This is a genomic window from Marinobacter sp. LQ44, from assembly GCF_001447155.2.
Taxonomy (GTDB): Bacteria; Pseudomonadota; Gammaproteobacteria; order Pseudomonadales; family Oleiphilaceae; genus Marinobacter.
In genome coordinates this window covers 973,593-988,183 of sequence record NZ_CP014754.1, presented here as the reverse complement: position 1 = coordinate 988,183, position 14,591 = coordinate 973,593, and the positions used below count along the sequence as shown (strand labels likewise).

Here is a 14,591-nt window from a genome sequence, read left to right as displayed (position 1 = left end):
AGTGGGTCAGTCCCCGTTCGGGGACAGACCCCAGGGACAGACCCGGTAGTATTTTTGCGCTAAGCTGAAATTATTATCCACCGGACAAGGATTTACAGGCCTATGAAACTTCGCTTCCTCGGCGGCACAGGCACCGTCACTGGTTCACGCTATTTACTCTCGGATGAAAACCACCGCTTGCTGGTGGATTGCGGCATGTATCAGGGGGTAAAAACCTTGCGGCGGCGAAACTGGGCGACGTTTCCGGTGGACCCCTCAACCATCGATGCTGTAGTGCTCACTCACGCCCACATTGATCACTCCGGCTACCTGCCAGCACTTGTAAAAAACGGCTTCAAGGGCAGGATCTACTGCACCAAAGCCACCCACGAGTTGTGCAAAGTGCTGCTGCCAGATGCCGGCTTCCTGCAGGAAGAAGACGCCAAGTACGCGTTCCGGAAGAAATTCTCCAAACACGAAAAACCCGAGCCGCTGTTCACCGAAAAAGACGCCCGGGAAGCCCTGAAACACTTTGAGTCTCTGCACTACCACGAGAAGTTCGAGCCCGTGAAAGGCTTTGAGGTGAGCTTCACTCCGGCGGGGCACATCCTGGGTTCATCCTGCGTGCATGTTCACCACAAAGGCGCCGCCCGCACGGTGGTGTTCAGCGGTGATGTAGGGCGCCAGAACGATCTCATTATGCGACCACCCGAGCCGTTGCAGCATGCGGACGTTCTGGTGTGCGAATCCACTTACGGCGACCGGACTCATGGAGAGTCAGACCCCGAAGGCGACCTGGCCGAGATCATCACCAAAACCTCCGGCCGGGGAGGCATCGTGTTAATGCCCGCGTTTGCGGTGGGCCGCGCCCAGATGCTCCTGTACGTGATTCACAAACTCATGGGGCAGGGCAAAATCCCGAAACTGCCGGTGTACCTGAACAGCCCGATGGCCATCAAAGCCACAGAAATATTTTGCCAGCATCACAAAGAACACAAACTAAACCGCGCCCAGTGCGAGCTGATGGATGAAAAAACCGAATTTGTCCGCACGGTTGAGGAATCCATCGAGCTGGACGCCGTGCGCTACCCCTGCGTGATCGTGTCTGCCAGTGGCATGGCCTCCGGCGGCCGCGTGCTGCACCACCTGAAAACCCTGTTGCCTAATCCCCGCAACAGCGTGGTGTTCGCCGGCTTCCAGGCGCCGGGTACCCGTGGCGATGCGCTGGTGAGCGGTGCCGAATCCGTCAAAATCCACGGCGAATACTGGCCAGTGAAAGCGGAAATCCACAACCTCGATTCCATGAGCGCCCACGGCGACTACAACGAAATCCTGGCCTGGCTGGAGCAGGGCACCCTGAAACCAGAAAAAGTCTACGTCACCCACGGCGAACCCGTCGCCAGCGACACCATGCGCAAACGCATCACCGAGAAATTCGGCTGGCCCGCCGAGGTGCCCGAACTCTTCGAAGAAGTCGAAATATAAAATTGGGGTCAGACCCCCGGACATTTCACTCCATCAAATGTCCTGGGGTCTGACCCCAAATTAGAACTCTCCGAATTTCGCCTTGATACGTTCCCGAAATTCCTCAGACCCTAACGGCTTGCCAGAGATGGCTGCATAGTGAATCTGCTCATCCATTCCCTCTGGCGCGGGGCTAGCGATAAAGGCGCGGTAGCTGACGAAACGCCTTTCGGCATCGGGCTGAAAGTTCAGGTAGCAGTCGTGTGGCGTATGCATACCCGAACGCATCCCATAGGCATGGCAGTTATAGCTGGACCATTGATAGTCGCCGGCATACTCCACCATGCCCGCCTTAACCGGGTTCAGCTCGATATACCGCTGGCATTGCAGAAAGTACTGATCGGTATCCACCAGGCAGGATTTGAACCGCCCCTCCCACAAGGTACCGGTGCGGTCATACTTGTGGTTGTAATATTGGGCGTAGCGTTGACCAACCGCCTTCATCAGGCTTGAAAGCGCGCCCTCAGCGTTGGGCGTCACTAACAGATGGGTATGGTTGCTCATCAGCACCCAGGCGTGAATATCCACCTGGAACTCACGCTGGTAGCGGGAAAGGTAGGTTGCATAAGTGGCGTGATCGGCCAGATCCTGAAAACATTCCTGCCGGTTATTCCCCCGCTGAATAACATGCTGGGGCATCCCGGCCGGGCAAATCCGTGGTCGGCGGGGCATCTCACAGTCCTTGTGAATTGATTTATAACCACAACAATCTGCCGCAACCCGCCCAAAAATTCAAGTTGGGGTCAGACCCCAAGACATTTTACCCCATCAAATGTCCGGGGGTCTGACCCCAAAATTTGCTATTATTGAGGCAGATACGGCCAGCAGGACGCAAACATGTATTACAGCTCTATTCTTCCGGAAGTGATCAGAATTGCAGATGAAGCCAGCGAGAAGGCGCTGCATATCTACCAGTCCGATTTCAAGGTGAATTACAAGGAAGATCAGTCACCCATCACCGCTGCTGACACGGCCAGCCACGACATCATTATGAAGGGGCTTCGTAACCTCACGCGGGATATCCCGATCTTGTCGGAAGAAGGCGCAGAGATTCCCTGGGAAGAGCGCAAACACTGGCGTCGTTTCTGGTTAATTGACCCCATCGACGGCACCAAGGATTTCACCCAGCGCACCGGGGAGTTCACCGTCAACATCGCCATGATCGAAGACGGCGAGCCGGTGATGGGCGTGGTCACGGCGCCAGCATTGAAAGAAGCCTTCTGGGGCATTAAAGGCGAGGGTGCCAGCATGCGTGATCGCACTGGCCGCATACACCGCATTCGCGTGGTGGAACCCCGGGAAACATTGCGAGTGGTGGCGAGCAAAAACCACCTGAACGATGAAACCCGCGCCTTCATTGATACCCTCGGCCCCCACGAAACCGTGCAGGCGGGCAGCTCCCTGAAGTTCTGCCGTATAGCGGAGGGCCATGCCGATATCTATCCCCGCATGGGGCCCACCAGCGAATGGGACACCGCCGCCGCCCACGCCATCCTCCTGGCCGCTGGCGGCAACGTGCAAACGCCCCAGGGCGAACCCCTGAAATACGGTAAGGAAGATGTGCTGAATCCGCATTTCATTGCGGCGGGTAGCTGGTATTTTTGAAGTTGGGGTCAGACCCCAAGACATTTCACCTGATCAAATGTTCTGGGGTCTGACCCCAAAAATGGATGTTTCATGACTTGGTATGCTTTGCAACACAAACCGGCGCAAGGAGATCGGGCACTGCAGCATTTGCAGAATCAAGAGGTTTCCTGCTTCTACCCGAAGATTGAGGTGGAGAAGATTCGGGCCGGCAAGCGGACCAGGAAGCTGGAGCCGCTGTTTCCCGGTTACCTGTTTGTGAACCTGGAGCAGACCGATCCCATGTGGTCGAAGCTTCGCTCCACCCGAGGGGTTGCTCGTATCGTGGGATTTGCCAACAAGCCGGCCGCCATTGCCGATGAGGTGATTGAGCACATCAAAATCAGCCTGGATAAAGTCGCGGAGCAGGGCGGTATCAAGCCGGGCCAGCCGGTCGAGTTGGACGAAGGGCCGTTTAAGGGTATCAGCGCTATCTTTCAGGCCTACGATGGTGAGGAGCGAGCCATCGTTCTGATCACCTTTATGCAGAAGCAGCAGCAGGTAAAGGTGCCGGTTTCCGTTATCCGTCGCTAGCAACGAAGGTAAAGTGTGAGCTATTACGCGAATTCACATTTCTCTTTCTATCATTACACAAACCATACTGAATCCGGCAGTGGGCTAAAGGCAGCATGTTGATTAGTCGATGTGTTGTCGGCAACCGCGATGCGTTATGAAAGGCACTCGGGGTAAGACGTAATCTAAGGATGGTGATCACGCTTGGCCGAATATCTGGATCAGCCGTTTGCAATGTTGATCGGTCTGTCTGTGCTGGTGCTCGCCGCAGCACTACTTGCCAGTGTGGTGAGGCTCAAGGCCGATATCAGATCGCTGAGAACCACTTCCACCCAGCAGTTGAAGCGGTTGAATGCCCGTGTAGCGCAATTGAGCAATGAGCATAGTGAAGTGGCGTCGTCACTGGATGATCTTCGCAGCTCGGCCTCGATCGCTTGCGACCCGGATTCCTCACTTGCAGTGACCCCTGCCGAGCAGGAAAACCGCATCATCAAATCGATCCTCAACGAGGGGGATCTGTCAAAGGGGCTCGAAAAAGCCTTCGAACTGCTTCACCCGAGCCCGGAGTCGACCCTCTGGATGGCCTTTGGCATCTCCGTGCTGGACCAGAACACCAAAACACTCAAGCTGGCCTGGCACCAAGGCATCAAAGAGGCGGTTGCCCGGCAGTTCAGCGAAGCGAGGCTGGTGCATGGAAGTGCCCCCCACGCCACATCCGCTTTGCTGGGCGAACAAGTGGTTGTCAGGCGGGAGTCCACTGCACAAAAGCATCGGGATCAGCCCCCGGCTGCCCGATTACCGGAAGCCGTGCAGACCTGGCATTCCTTTCCCATCAAAAAGATAGACGGTAGTGTGCTGGGCACCTTTGATATCCTGAGCTTCAATGACGGCTTTCCTCTGCCGGATAGCAACAGAATTGCAAACTACCTGTTTGTCACCTCCATCATTCTGGAGCGCCACAGTTATCTGAACGGTATTCTCAGCCAGGCCAGAACCGATAAGCTGACCGGCCTGACCAATCGGGGCTTTGCCGAAGAGTCTCTGGTAAAGGAAATTGAGCGTTCCCAGCGCTACCGCAACCCTCTGTCCGTCGTGCTATTCGATATCGATCATTTCAAGTCTTTCAACGATACCTACGGCCACGACGTGGGTGATGTGGTGCTGCAGGAAGTGGCCCGGCTATCAGCCGGGGCGATACGGGCCACCGATGTATTAGGCCGTTGGGGCGGAGAAGAATTTCTTGTGATCCTGTCAGAAACCACCCTGGACAACGCCATGGTGGTTGCCGAAAACGTTCGAAAAGCAGTGGAAACCGCCCATTTTGAGGTGTGCCGTTCTGTCACCATCAGTTTGGGTGTTGCCGAATTCACCCCCCGTGATACTGCTCAAAGCCTGGTTAAGCGCGCCGATGAGGCTTTGTACAAAGCCAAGCAAGCAGGCCGAAATCGGGTGTTGGCACAGTCCAAAGTCGCCTGACCAGGCAATCTGCATCCGCTAAGAATTGAATATCTGTTCACTCTTTCTTCTTAATCGTCTGAAAATAAAGCATAAATTGTATTATAGGGTAGATGTGTCGCTATGAACGGCTCATATTTGCATCAAAAAGGTTGGAATGAGTTATATTATGCGATAGACTTTTTCTGTAAAGGCTTGGTAGAAAGGAGTCTGTCTTGCCATAAAGACAAAAATAAGCAGGAGAGATGGTCACAATGGCTAGATTTAAACACAGAGCACTCATCACCGCCCTCGCCGCCAGCACTGCACTCACCGGGTGTCTGGAAAGCGGAGGCAAAACCAACACAAACGCTAACCCGACGTATAACATCAGCAACCCGAACAGCATTGCTGACGGTACCCGGCCCATTTTCAGGCCACTGGAGACGGCGTTCCCGCTACCCAGCGATCCGCTGTTCTTCCTGAACCCCGAGCTGGACGGAACCATGCTCAACGGCAGCGATCCTGCCAACCCGGTTACCACCGGTTTGGGTTTTGTGGACGGCAACTCCATCCTCGCACCGTTCGATATCAAGATCAGCGACAGCCTGGACCCTAACCAGATATTGGACGCCCGAAACTTCGTCGAGATCGATGGCGAAGTGGTGCCTAACCCGAATCAGAACATCTACGTCCTGGAAATCGAATTCCCGTCTGGCGACAGTGTGTTCCAGCAGTCCCGCGAAGTGGGCGGCATTGTTGCCGCCGATCGCTATCGCCTGGCCAAACGTCTGGAAGCGGAGGGCAACACAGAGGCGGCAGATGAGATCTACCAAAGCCTGCTGGAAGAGCGCTTCCGCGTTGAAATCATTACCGTGGATGCGAACGGCCCGGCCGGCGCTGCTGGCGGATCCCAGAATAACGCCATTCGCCTGCTGCCCATCAAGCCACTGAAGCCGAAAACCAAGTATGCGGTGGTTCTGGGCAACAAGATTGTGGACAAGGACGGCGACCCGCTGGTGAGAGAAAGTCGCTTCGAGACCGCATCCAATCCGGAATTTGTTCTTAGCAACCCGGCCCTTCAGCCATTCCGGGATTCCATGTTGCCCGCCAGGGCATGGGGTAGCGATTTCTTTAATTTCAAGCGTGAGCTCGGAGGTGGCGGCGCAGAAGCTTCCACCTTCAGTGATGTGACCTTTGCGATCAGCTTCACCACAACCGCTGTTGAAGATGTGCTTCTGGCCAATGCAGCACCGGCAGCGTGGTTGAGGCAGAACTTGATGACCGAGCGCAAGAAATCCGTTCTCAGCCAGGTCTTCGCGGGCGGCTTTAATTTCTCCGGTCAGGAGCTTGCGGGCGCGGATGAACAGCATCAGCAGATCAATCAACGTATGTTCAGCTTGCTGACGGATACCAGTTTCCGTTTGTACGACGAGGAGCTGGCGGAGATCCTGACCATTGCCAATGAAAATGGCATCCAACTCCGATACACCGATCTGGTCGCCGATGAAGCTGCTGACCGGCAACTGGCCTTTACTCTGCAGGCGGCCGCAACCCAAGCCGTTGAAGAAGTGGTGGACTTCTCCCAAAGAGCTGCGGAATTGGCAGAACAGATTGCCGCTATCACTCCCATCCCCAGGGCCCCCGGAGCGGAAGAACCCTCCCCGGTTCGTTTCTTCAGCCAAAAAGACGGTGGTGAGGTCAATCCGGCCCTTGAGCAAACGGCTGCAGACCTGTTCCTTACCGAAATCAACGTGAACCTGCAGGTTTACGAAGGTGAAATCACCTTGCCGTACTACCAGCAGCTCCCTGACGGCGCTGACGGTTCACCGTTGCAGACTGGTTCCTGGCTGCCGGCAGATTTTACTGACAACCCTGAGCTCCCCCAGGCTAAATCCAACCGAGTCAGCTACCGCTTCCCGTTTGCGCAGAAGCAGGCCGATACCAAAATTCCGATCATTGTAGGAACGCCTGATCCTGCCTTCGGGGCGGGGCCCGCAGCCGGTTATCCGGTCATCATCTACCAGCACGCGGCCACTCAGGATCGCTCAGCCATCCTTCCGATGGCAACCGCAGCGGGTTTGCTGTGCCTGGCGGACAGCGGTGGTGCGCCGAGCAACAGTGGGGATTGCTTCGTGACCGTTGGCATCGACATGCCGCTGAACGGTGTGTTTGGTGAGGCTGCCACCAGTGCCCGGGATGAAGACAACCCGGAACAAACCCCGGGTATGGTCGAAATTGGCATGCAGCCAAATGCCTCGCCGGATGCCACCGAACGTCACTTCGGGTTCACCGCGAACGAGGCTATGCAGGCAGTGCCGGCAGATCAGGTAACAGATCCGGAGTCCGGCAGCCTGTTCCTGAATTTCACCAACTACGCCAATACCCGTGACAACATGCGCCAGGGCGCTCTTGACCTGCTGCATATCAATGCCTTGTTACCCGCCATTGAAAGTGCCATTGATGCCTGTGCCACTGCGGGTGACTGCTCGAATGGTGTGAATATCAACACAGATCGTGTGTACTTCATCAGCCATTCCCTCAGCGGCATGGGTGGCGTGCCGTACCCGGTCATCAACAACCTTGCGGCCAGAGACAATCCAGACCTGAATCCGATCCTGGCGTCAGTGTTCTTCAACACCGGCGGACAGTTCACCCGGATAGCGGAAAACTCCCGTAATACCATCGCGCCGGTGCTGCTGCCGGGCCTGGATGCTGCCTCTGACGGCCTCCTTGCCCAGGGGCGCACCGAGTTGAATATCTACTTCAACGTCTTCCAGGCGTTGCTGGATTCAACCGACCCCACGGCTTTCGCCCCGTTGTTTGAATCCTCAGGTAACAGCGCCACCTTGGTCACCTCAATCGTGGGCATTGATGGCGATGCAGACCGTCCATCCGATGGCACCATTCCGAATGCTGCAGATGCCGAGCTTTACGATCTTGGGCCGCTGGAACTGGTCACTGATGCCGGTTTCCAGATTAACAGCTTGCCAGCGCCTTTGGCTGGTACTGACCCCATGGCCCGGTTCATGGGTGCGGTGAGCATTGACAGCGCGAGTGACGATGGCACACGGCCAATCATCACTCGCTACCTCGAAGGCTCCCACGGCAACCCGATCTCGGCCGGCCAGAAAGGCGCTGATCCATTCAGTTCCAGCGCGGTGTTCGATGAAATGGCAGCGCAGCTGGTGGCTCTGTTCCGTTCCAAAACCACCGCAGAGGCGAGCTTTACCGTCAACGTGACCAATGATTGCGTTGTCCAGGATGTCGGCAACGCGCCGGGTGACCCGGAGTGCGACGGCCAGACCGATGGCGGCGCGGAGCCTGATGAATCCGAAGATGTTGGCGAGGAAGGGGGCGGCCTTCTGGACGGCGGCTTGGGCGGTCTCTTCGGCGGCTAAGACCCTGAACAGCAACGACAGATCAGACGATCAGTATCAACAACGATTCAAAGCCCCGGCGGATCGGCGCCGGGGCAGCCCAGACACGGGAGCAGTATCATGACAACAAGAAAACAATGCAGTCGGTTCAAGAAGAGAAACTCGGGCCTGGCGGCCGCCATTGCCGCCATGCTGGCCTCGCCAGCATCGGCCTTCGACTTTAATCTGTACGGCATAGATGCAACATTCAGCACTACCCTGACTGCCGGCATTGGTATTCGTCTGGAAGACCAGGACCCTGACCTGATTTCCCAGGGTAACCTCGGCCCGGAGTTTGCCTTCAGCAATACCGGTGCGTCGTCCAACAACTTCGATGACGGCAACCTGAACTTTAAAAAGGGCGACCCGTACTCGCAGATCCTCCGCGGTCGTTCCGAGCTGTTTCTGGATTACCGTCCAAACAGCGATTACCTGACGCGTGTCGGTGCGCTGGTGCGTGGCTCCTACTATTACGACTACGAACTGAAGGATAATAAGCGCGCGGTTGACCCAGTGGGTCAGCGCCGAGAGCTCAACCCCGAAGCCAAAGATAATGCCGCCGGCGTCGATCTGCTGGACGCATACATCTTTACGGACTGGTACGCAGGTAACGTGCCGGTCTCGGCTAGGGTAGGGCGGCAGGTTGTTAGTTGGGGTGAAAGTACATTCATTCTCGGCGGTATCAATGCCACCAACCCTATTGATGTTCCGGCGTTCCGCAGCCCGGGTGCCGAGCTGAAGGACGTCCTGCTGCCGGTGAACATGATCTACACCTCGGTTGGCATCACACCCGACATCAACATTGAAGCCTATCTGCAACTGGAGTGGGAACCTTTTAAAATCGACGATTGCGGTACCTTCTTCTCCTCTGCAGACGTTGCCGCAGACGGTTGCGGACCGGTTCTTCTGGCCGGTCAGGTGCCAGACGCACAGGCCTTGGAAGAGGGGTTTGTATCCCCAAGGGAGGGCGATGTTGAGCCAGGTGATAGAGACCAGTTTGGTGTTGCCGTGCGCTGGTTCGTGCCGGCCCTGGATTCCGAACTCGGCTTCTACTACATTCGTTATCACAGCCGTTTGCCTTACATCAGCGGTATTGTGAATAACCCAGAGTCACCGGAGGCTGGCCAGATCAACGATCCAGATTTGCCGTTCTCCCGGTTCCCGAGCTACTACATCGACTACCCAAAAGGCATCGACCTGTTTGGCGTAAGCATCAACACCACACTGCCGACCGGTACCTCGTTGGGGGCTGAATACAGCTTCCGGCCGAACATGCCGATTCAGTGGAATACCTTCGAGCTGATCTACGGCGGAGTTCAGCAGAGAGGTCCGGATGGTCAGGTGATTAGCAAACTGGAGCAACGTGTTCAGGCCAGCGATCCGGGCTTTAACTACGCGGGTAAGCCGGTCGATGGATTTGACCGTTACGATGTGTCACAGGCTCAGGCTACGTTCATCCACTTCGTGGACCGGGTGCTTGGAGCAGGGCGTTTCATCACTGTTGCAGAGATTGGTGCCACCTACGTGCACGACCTGCCCGATAAGAGCGAAGCCCGCTACGGCCGCTCCGGTATTTTTGGTGTAGGCCCTGTCCCTCTCGACGGCGAATCCTTCACCGGTGATTTCTGTAGCCAGGGCCCGGGCGATGAAACCACCCGCCTGAACATTAACCCCACCAACTGCGGTGGTGACGGCTTCACCACGTCCTTCTCGTGGGGGTACCGGGCCTTGTTTGCCCTGGATTACTCCAACGCCTTTGCCGGCATCAACCTGCTGCCGAAGCTGGTTCTGTCGCACGACGTAAAGGGCTACGCGCCAGACCCAGGCGGTAACTTCAAGGAAGGCAACAAGTCGGTGAGTATCGGTGTGGATGCCAACTACCAGAACCGCTACTCCGGCTCGATCAGCTACACCAACTTCTTTGGTGGCAAATACAACGAAATCTCGGACCGCGACTTCATCGCGGCCAGCATCTCCTACTCATTCTGATGGCTAAAATAACAGGAGTATCAACCATGAAAACCCAAAAGAGACACCTCATTGCCGGCGCCATTGCGCTGTCCCTGTTCGGAGCATCCTCAGCGATGGCTGCGGTATCTGAATCCGAAGCGGCCAAGCTGGGTAACGAGCTGACGCCAATTGGCGCTGAAAAGGCCGGTAATGGCGGCGCCATCCCGGCCTGGGATGGTGGTTTGACCGACCCTGGCGTCAATCAGCCTCAGGAGGGTATTTACCCAGACCCGTTCCCGAATGACGAAGTGAAGTTCGTGATCGATCAGAGCAACGTGGACCAATACGCAGATAACCTGTCCCCCGGCCAGGTGGCGATGATCAAAACCTACAGTACTTTCTCAATTCCGGTGTATGAAACCCGCCGCACGTCCACCTATCCAGCGGAACTGATGGACCTGGCGAAGGAAAACGCCACCACGGTATCCCTGACACCGGATGGCAACGGCCTGCAGAACTATGAGCGAGGTGTGCCGTTCCCGATCCCCCAGAAGGGGCAGGAAGTGATCTTTAACCACATCACCCGTTACCGTGGTGGTTCCATCATTCGTAACGTGGCTCAGGTAACGCCCCAGGCCAACGGCGATTTCAGCCCGGTGAAATTCACTGAGCACCTGACTGATCGGGTCGAACTGGCCGACTACAAACCGGGCATGGACGACAACGTGCTGTTCTACTTCAAACAGGTGATCACGGCACCAACTCGCCTGGCGGGTAACGTACTGCTGGTACATGAAACCCTGGATCAGGTAAAAGAAGGGCGCCGCGCCTGGCTCTACAACTCGGGCCAGCGCCGGGTTCGCCGAGCACCGCAGGTGGCCTATGACGGCCCGGGCACCGCAGCTGACGGCCAGCGTACTTCCGATAACCTGGACCTGTTCAACGGTGCGCCGGATCGCTATAACTGGGAGCTGGTGGGCAAGAAGGAAATGTACATCCCGTACAACTCCTACCGCCTGGCGTCCCGTGATCTGAGTTACAACGACATCATCCAGCCGGGTCACATCAACCCGTCGGTCACCCGCTACGAACTGCACCGTGTATGGCATGTGCGCGCCACCCTGAAAGAGGGAGAGCGTCACATCTATGCCAAGCGGGACTTCTATGTAGACGAAGATTCCTGGCAGATTGCCGTGGTCGATCACTATGACGGCCGTGGCGACCTGTGGCGCGTTGCCGAGTCCCACCACGTCCAGGGTTACGACATCAACGTACCGGCCTACGCTGCCGAAACCCTCTACGATCTGATGTCTGGTCGCTACCTGGTGATGGGTTTGACCAACGAAGAGAGCGATCCTTACACCTATGGCGTTACCGCTCGCTCCAATGACTACACCCCCGCTGCCCTGCGCCGGGCGGGAGTTCGTTAAAAGCCTCGCCTTGCGATAACCTCCGCCCGCCCCAGCCGGGGCGGGCTCTTTCCCTTCTGTTTGCCAGCCTGTCCTGAGCCTGAAAGATTGGCCCGGAATGCCTCTTTCCAATACGTGACTCCTTGTTGTTTTTGGTCAATAATTAAGCATAAATTATGCAGTGCGATACTAAAACAAAAAGGGCTTCAAGCCTATAAAGGAGACGTAACGTGGCCATTTCAGCGCGCCAGCGCCTGCTGGTTTCGGCGGTTTGTGCAAGTTCCATACTTCTGTTGTCCGCCTGTGGTGGCGGTGAGGAGTCTTCTTCAGACATCGCGCAAAACAGCGAACAACGTCCAAGCCCCGGTAACCCCGTCCCGCCGTCGCCTCCGGGCAAGACAAGCAAACCTTACGCCTACGAAAATACCCGCTTTGCCTTCGCCAACGGCTGTTACAGCCTGCAGGCAGATGGCCGGTTTATCTCGGAAAGCTCCGGCGAGACCTACGGCGTAACCAATAACGCCAGCCAGGCTGCCCGTTTCTATCTGCGGCCGACGGAACTCGGTGCCTATCTATTGATGTCTGATTACCAGCGCGAAACCGGCCAGGCGGGGCAGTTTGAACTGCTGGGCATCAGTGATCCCGGTGGCGAATTTCTGGATACCACCGGTATGTTTATCGGTGAGCTGAGCTACCTGGTAGCGGGGCTGGGAGATACCACCAACCTGCTGCTGGATCCGATCGCACCCTTGGGCGGATTGCAGCGGGAACTGGGTGAAAGCCTGGAATTCGCCGGCGACCAGTTGGCCAATACAGACGTACGCCCGGCACTGGCAACGGTCGATAGCCCGAACGATCTGGCGGTGTGGAAAGTCAACAAGCTGCAAGACAGTGAGTATACGCTCACCTCCGCCATCACGGGCCTGATGCTGGGCGCCTCGGAAGATGGTTTAACCCTGGCTTCACCGTCGTTGCGTGATACCAGCAATGCCTTCACGTTTGAGCCAGCCCAGGGTTGTGCTGATTACCCGGAAGCAGACCTCAGCCTGGAAGTGGCGGACGATCGTGGCCCGGCGGTGTATCTGAAAGAGGTCGATCGCTTCAAAAACATCAAAGGCATCGATAACGACGATATCTTCGGGTACGTGGACACTCACTCCCACATATCGGCCTATGAATTCATCGGCGGCCGGGTGAACTACGGCGCGCCGTTCCACAAGTTTGGCGTTACCCATGCCCTCGAGAACTGCGAAGTGGCCCATGGCCCCTGGGGCACCACCGGCTTTGTGGAGTTGGTCACCAGTGGCAGCGGCCCACACGACACCCAGGGATGGCCCACCTTCAACGACTGGCCCCGTTACAACTCCCTGCAACACCACCAGAGTTACTACCGCTGGCTGGAGCGTGCCCATTATTCCGGCATGAAAATCCTGGTGAATCACCTGGTGCACAACGAAGTGCTCTGCGGGATTAACCCCCAGAAACAGAACGACTGCGACCCCATGGAAGCCATCTTGCTGCAAATCCAGCGCATGTATGAAATGCAGAACTACATAGACGCGCAGCACGGTGGCCCCGGTGAAGGTTGGTTCCAGATCGTCACCAGCCCGGCCCAGGCCAGGGAAGTAATTGGCGAGGGCAAGATGGCCGTGGTGCTGGGCATCGAAATGTCGAAAGTCATGCGTTGCGGCGAGTTTATGGGCGTGCCCGAATGCTCCGCGCAAGACATCGTCGAGCGGCTGGACCAGCTCCACCAACTGGGGGTTCGCAACATGTTCCCCGTGCACAAATTCGACAACGCCTTCGGTGGCCATCTGCCAGACCTTTCCTCCGGGATTGGTATTGGCGCCGTACTCTATGGAGGCAACTTGCTGGAAACCGGCCACCCCATAGAGTTTGAAGAGTGCCCGGAAGGTACCGAATACGTCGGTGACGAAACCGATCAGAATGCCGACATGCAGGCCTTTGGCATCCTGGATCAGCTCCTGTTCCAAATCGACTACCTGGGCGACCGTTTCCCGGAAACACCGGAAGAGCTCAAAGCCCTGGACCCACGCCAGGGCACCGGGCACCTGTGCAACCGCCGCGGGCTGACCGATCTGGGCGACTTCCTGATCCAGGAACTGGTGCGCCGCAAGATGATGATCGAAACGGACCATATCAGCCGAAAAGCCGCTGCCCGTATCCTCGACATCACTCAGAAACTGGGATACCCCGTCATCAACAGCCACGGCGGCTGGGGCGGCACCGAAGCCCTGCGCGACCGCATCGCCGCCCAGGGTGGCATCACCGCCTCCTTCGGTGGCGTGCGCGAAAACTGGGTAGACAAGCTGGTACGGGATGGCAACCGCCCCCGCCCGGATGACCAGAAGGTCGGGCCCTTCGGCGGCGCCGGCTTCGCCTCCGACGTTAACGGCATCGCCCAGCTCGCCAATAACCCCGGCAGCGCTGAAGACGAGGCCAGGCTGTACCCGTTCACCTCCGTGGATGGCCGCGTGATCTTCCACAAACAGAAAACCGGCGACCGTGAATTCGGCCTCTACGACGGCCGCGGCGTGGCCCACTACGGCCTCTACCCGGACCAGATCGCCGACATGATGCTCCACTCCGACCGCCCGCAAGAGCTGATCGACGACGCCGTCAACCAACTCTTCACCTCGGCCGAAGCCTACTTGCGCATGTGGGAACGCATCGAAAACGCCCCGCTATGAAATTGGGGTCAGACCCCCGGACATTTCGC

The 14,591-nt window shown here is 57.0% G+C and carries 9 protein-coding genes; 8 read left to right on the top strand and 1 reads right to left on the bottom strand.

Annotated features, from left to right (window positions below):
• Positions 1 to 102: 102 nt before the first annotated feature.
• The gene (locus tag ASQ50_RS04605; protein ID WP_058089916.1) at positions 103 to 1,464 is read left to right on the top strand and encodes an MBL fold metallo-hydrolase RNA specificity domain-containing protein; all 1,362 of its coding nucleotides are present in this window, start codon (positions 103 to 105) and stop codon (positions 1,462 to 1,464) included.
• Between the two features lie 60 nt (positions 1,465 to 1,524).
• Here ASQ50_RS04605 and ASQ50_RS04600 read toward each other — a convergent pair whose 3' ends face one another.
• The gene (locus ASQ50_RS04600) at positions 1,525 to 2,175 is read right to left on the bottom strand and encodes a transposase (RefSeq protein WP_068351376.1); all 651 of its coding nucleotides are present in this window, start codon (positions 2,173 to 2,175) and stop codon (positions 1,525 to 1,527) included.
• 165 nt (positions 2,176 to 2,340) lie between these two features.
• Between ASQ50_RS04600 and cysQ the strand changes: the two genes are divergently transcribed.
• The 7 genes from cysQ to ASQ50_RS04565 all read left to right on the top strand — a co-directional run bounded on the left by cysQ (position 2,341) and on the right by ASQ50_RS04565 (position 14,562).
• Entirely contained in the window at positions 2,341 to 3,108 is a 768-nt protein-coding gene (gene cysQ, locus ASQ50_RS04595; protein WP_058089918.1) for a 3'(2'),5'-bisphosphate nucleotidase CysQ, read from the top strand.
• A gap of 72 nt (positions 3,109 to 3,180) precedes the next feature.
• A complete protein-coding gene (gene rfaH / locus ASQ50_RS04590) occupies positions 3,181 to 3,660 on the top strand; it encodes a transcription/translation regulatory transformer protein RfaH (protein WP_058089919.1) in 480 nt (159 codons plus the stop codon).
• 183 nt (positions 3,661 to 3,843) lie between these two features.
• Positions 3,844 to 5,115: a GGDEF domain-containing protein gene (locus ASQ50_RS04585; RefSeq protein ID WP_058089920.1), complete on the top strand. Its 1,272-nt coding sequence runs from the start codon at positions 3,844 to 3,846 to the stop codon at positions 5,113 to 5,115.
• Positions 5,116 to 5,348: 233 nt separating this feature from the next.
• Complete coding sequence (locus ASQ50_RS04580; RefSeq protein ID WP_058089921.1) at positions 5,349 to 8,474, top strand: hypothetical protein; 3,126 nt, start codon at positions 5,349 to 5,351, stop codon at positions 8,472 to 8,474.
• Between the two features lie 99 nt (positions 8,475 to 8,573).
• A complete protein-coding gene (locus tag ASQ50_RS04575) occupies positions 8,574 to 10,481 on the top strand; it encodes a DUF1302 domain-containing protein (protein WP_058089922.1) in 1,908 nt (635 codons plus the stop codon).
• Positions 10,482 to 10,507: 26 nt separating this feature from the next.
• Positions 10,508 to 11,872 carry a DUF1329 domain-containing protein gene (locus tag ASQ50_RS04570; protein WP_058089923.1) on the top strand — a complete coding sequence of 455 codons (1,365 nt, stop codon included), beginning with the start codon at positions 10,508 to 10,510 and terminating at the stop codon, positions 11,870 to 11,872.
• 209 nt (positions 11,873 to 12,081) lie between these two features.
• A complete protein-coding gene (locus ASQ50_RS04565; RefSeq protein WP_227513261.1) occupies positions 12,082 to 14,562 on the top strand; it encodes a membrane dipeptidase in 2,481 nt (826 codons plus the stop codon).
• Positions 14,563 to 14,591: the final 29 nt, after the last annotated feature.

What these genes read in the sequence shown, in the direction of transcription:
- ASQ50_RS04570 (WP_058089923.1), top strand. Translation starts at nt 10,508, where the DNA reads ATGAAAACCCAAAAGAGACACCTCATTGCCGGCGCCATTGCGCTGTCC.
- ASQ50_RS04600 (WP_068351376.1), bottom strand. Translation starts at nt 2,175, where the DNA reads ATGCCCCGCCGACCACGGATTTGCCCGGCCGGGATGCCCCAGCATGTT.
- cysQ (WP_058089918.1), top strand. Translation starts at nt 2,341, where the DNA reads ATGTATTACAGCTCTATTCTTCCGGAAGTGATCAGAATTGCAGATGAA.
- ASQ50_RS04580 (WP_058089921.1), top strand. Translation starts at nt 5,349, where the DNA reads ATGGCTAGATTTAAACACAGAGCACTCATCACCGCCCTCGCCGCCAGC.
- rfaH (WP_058089919.1), top strand. Translation starts at nt 3,181, where the DNA reads ATGACTTGGTATGCTTTGCAACACAAACCGGCGCAAGGAGATCGGGCA.
- ASQ50_RS04605 (WP_058089916.1), top strand. Translation starts at nt 103, where the DNA reads ATGAAACTTCGCTTCCTCGGCGGCACAGGCACCGTCACTGGTTCACGC.
- ASQ50_RS04575 (WP_058089922.1), top strand. Translation starts at nt 8,574, where the DNA reads ATGACAACAAGAAAACAATGCAGTCGGTTCAAGAAGAGAAACTCGGGC.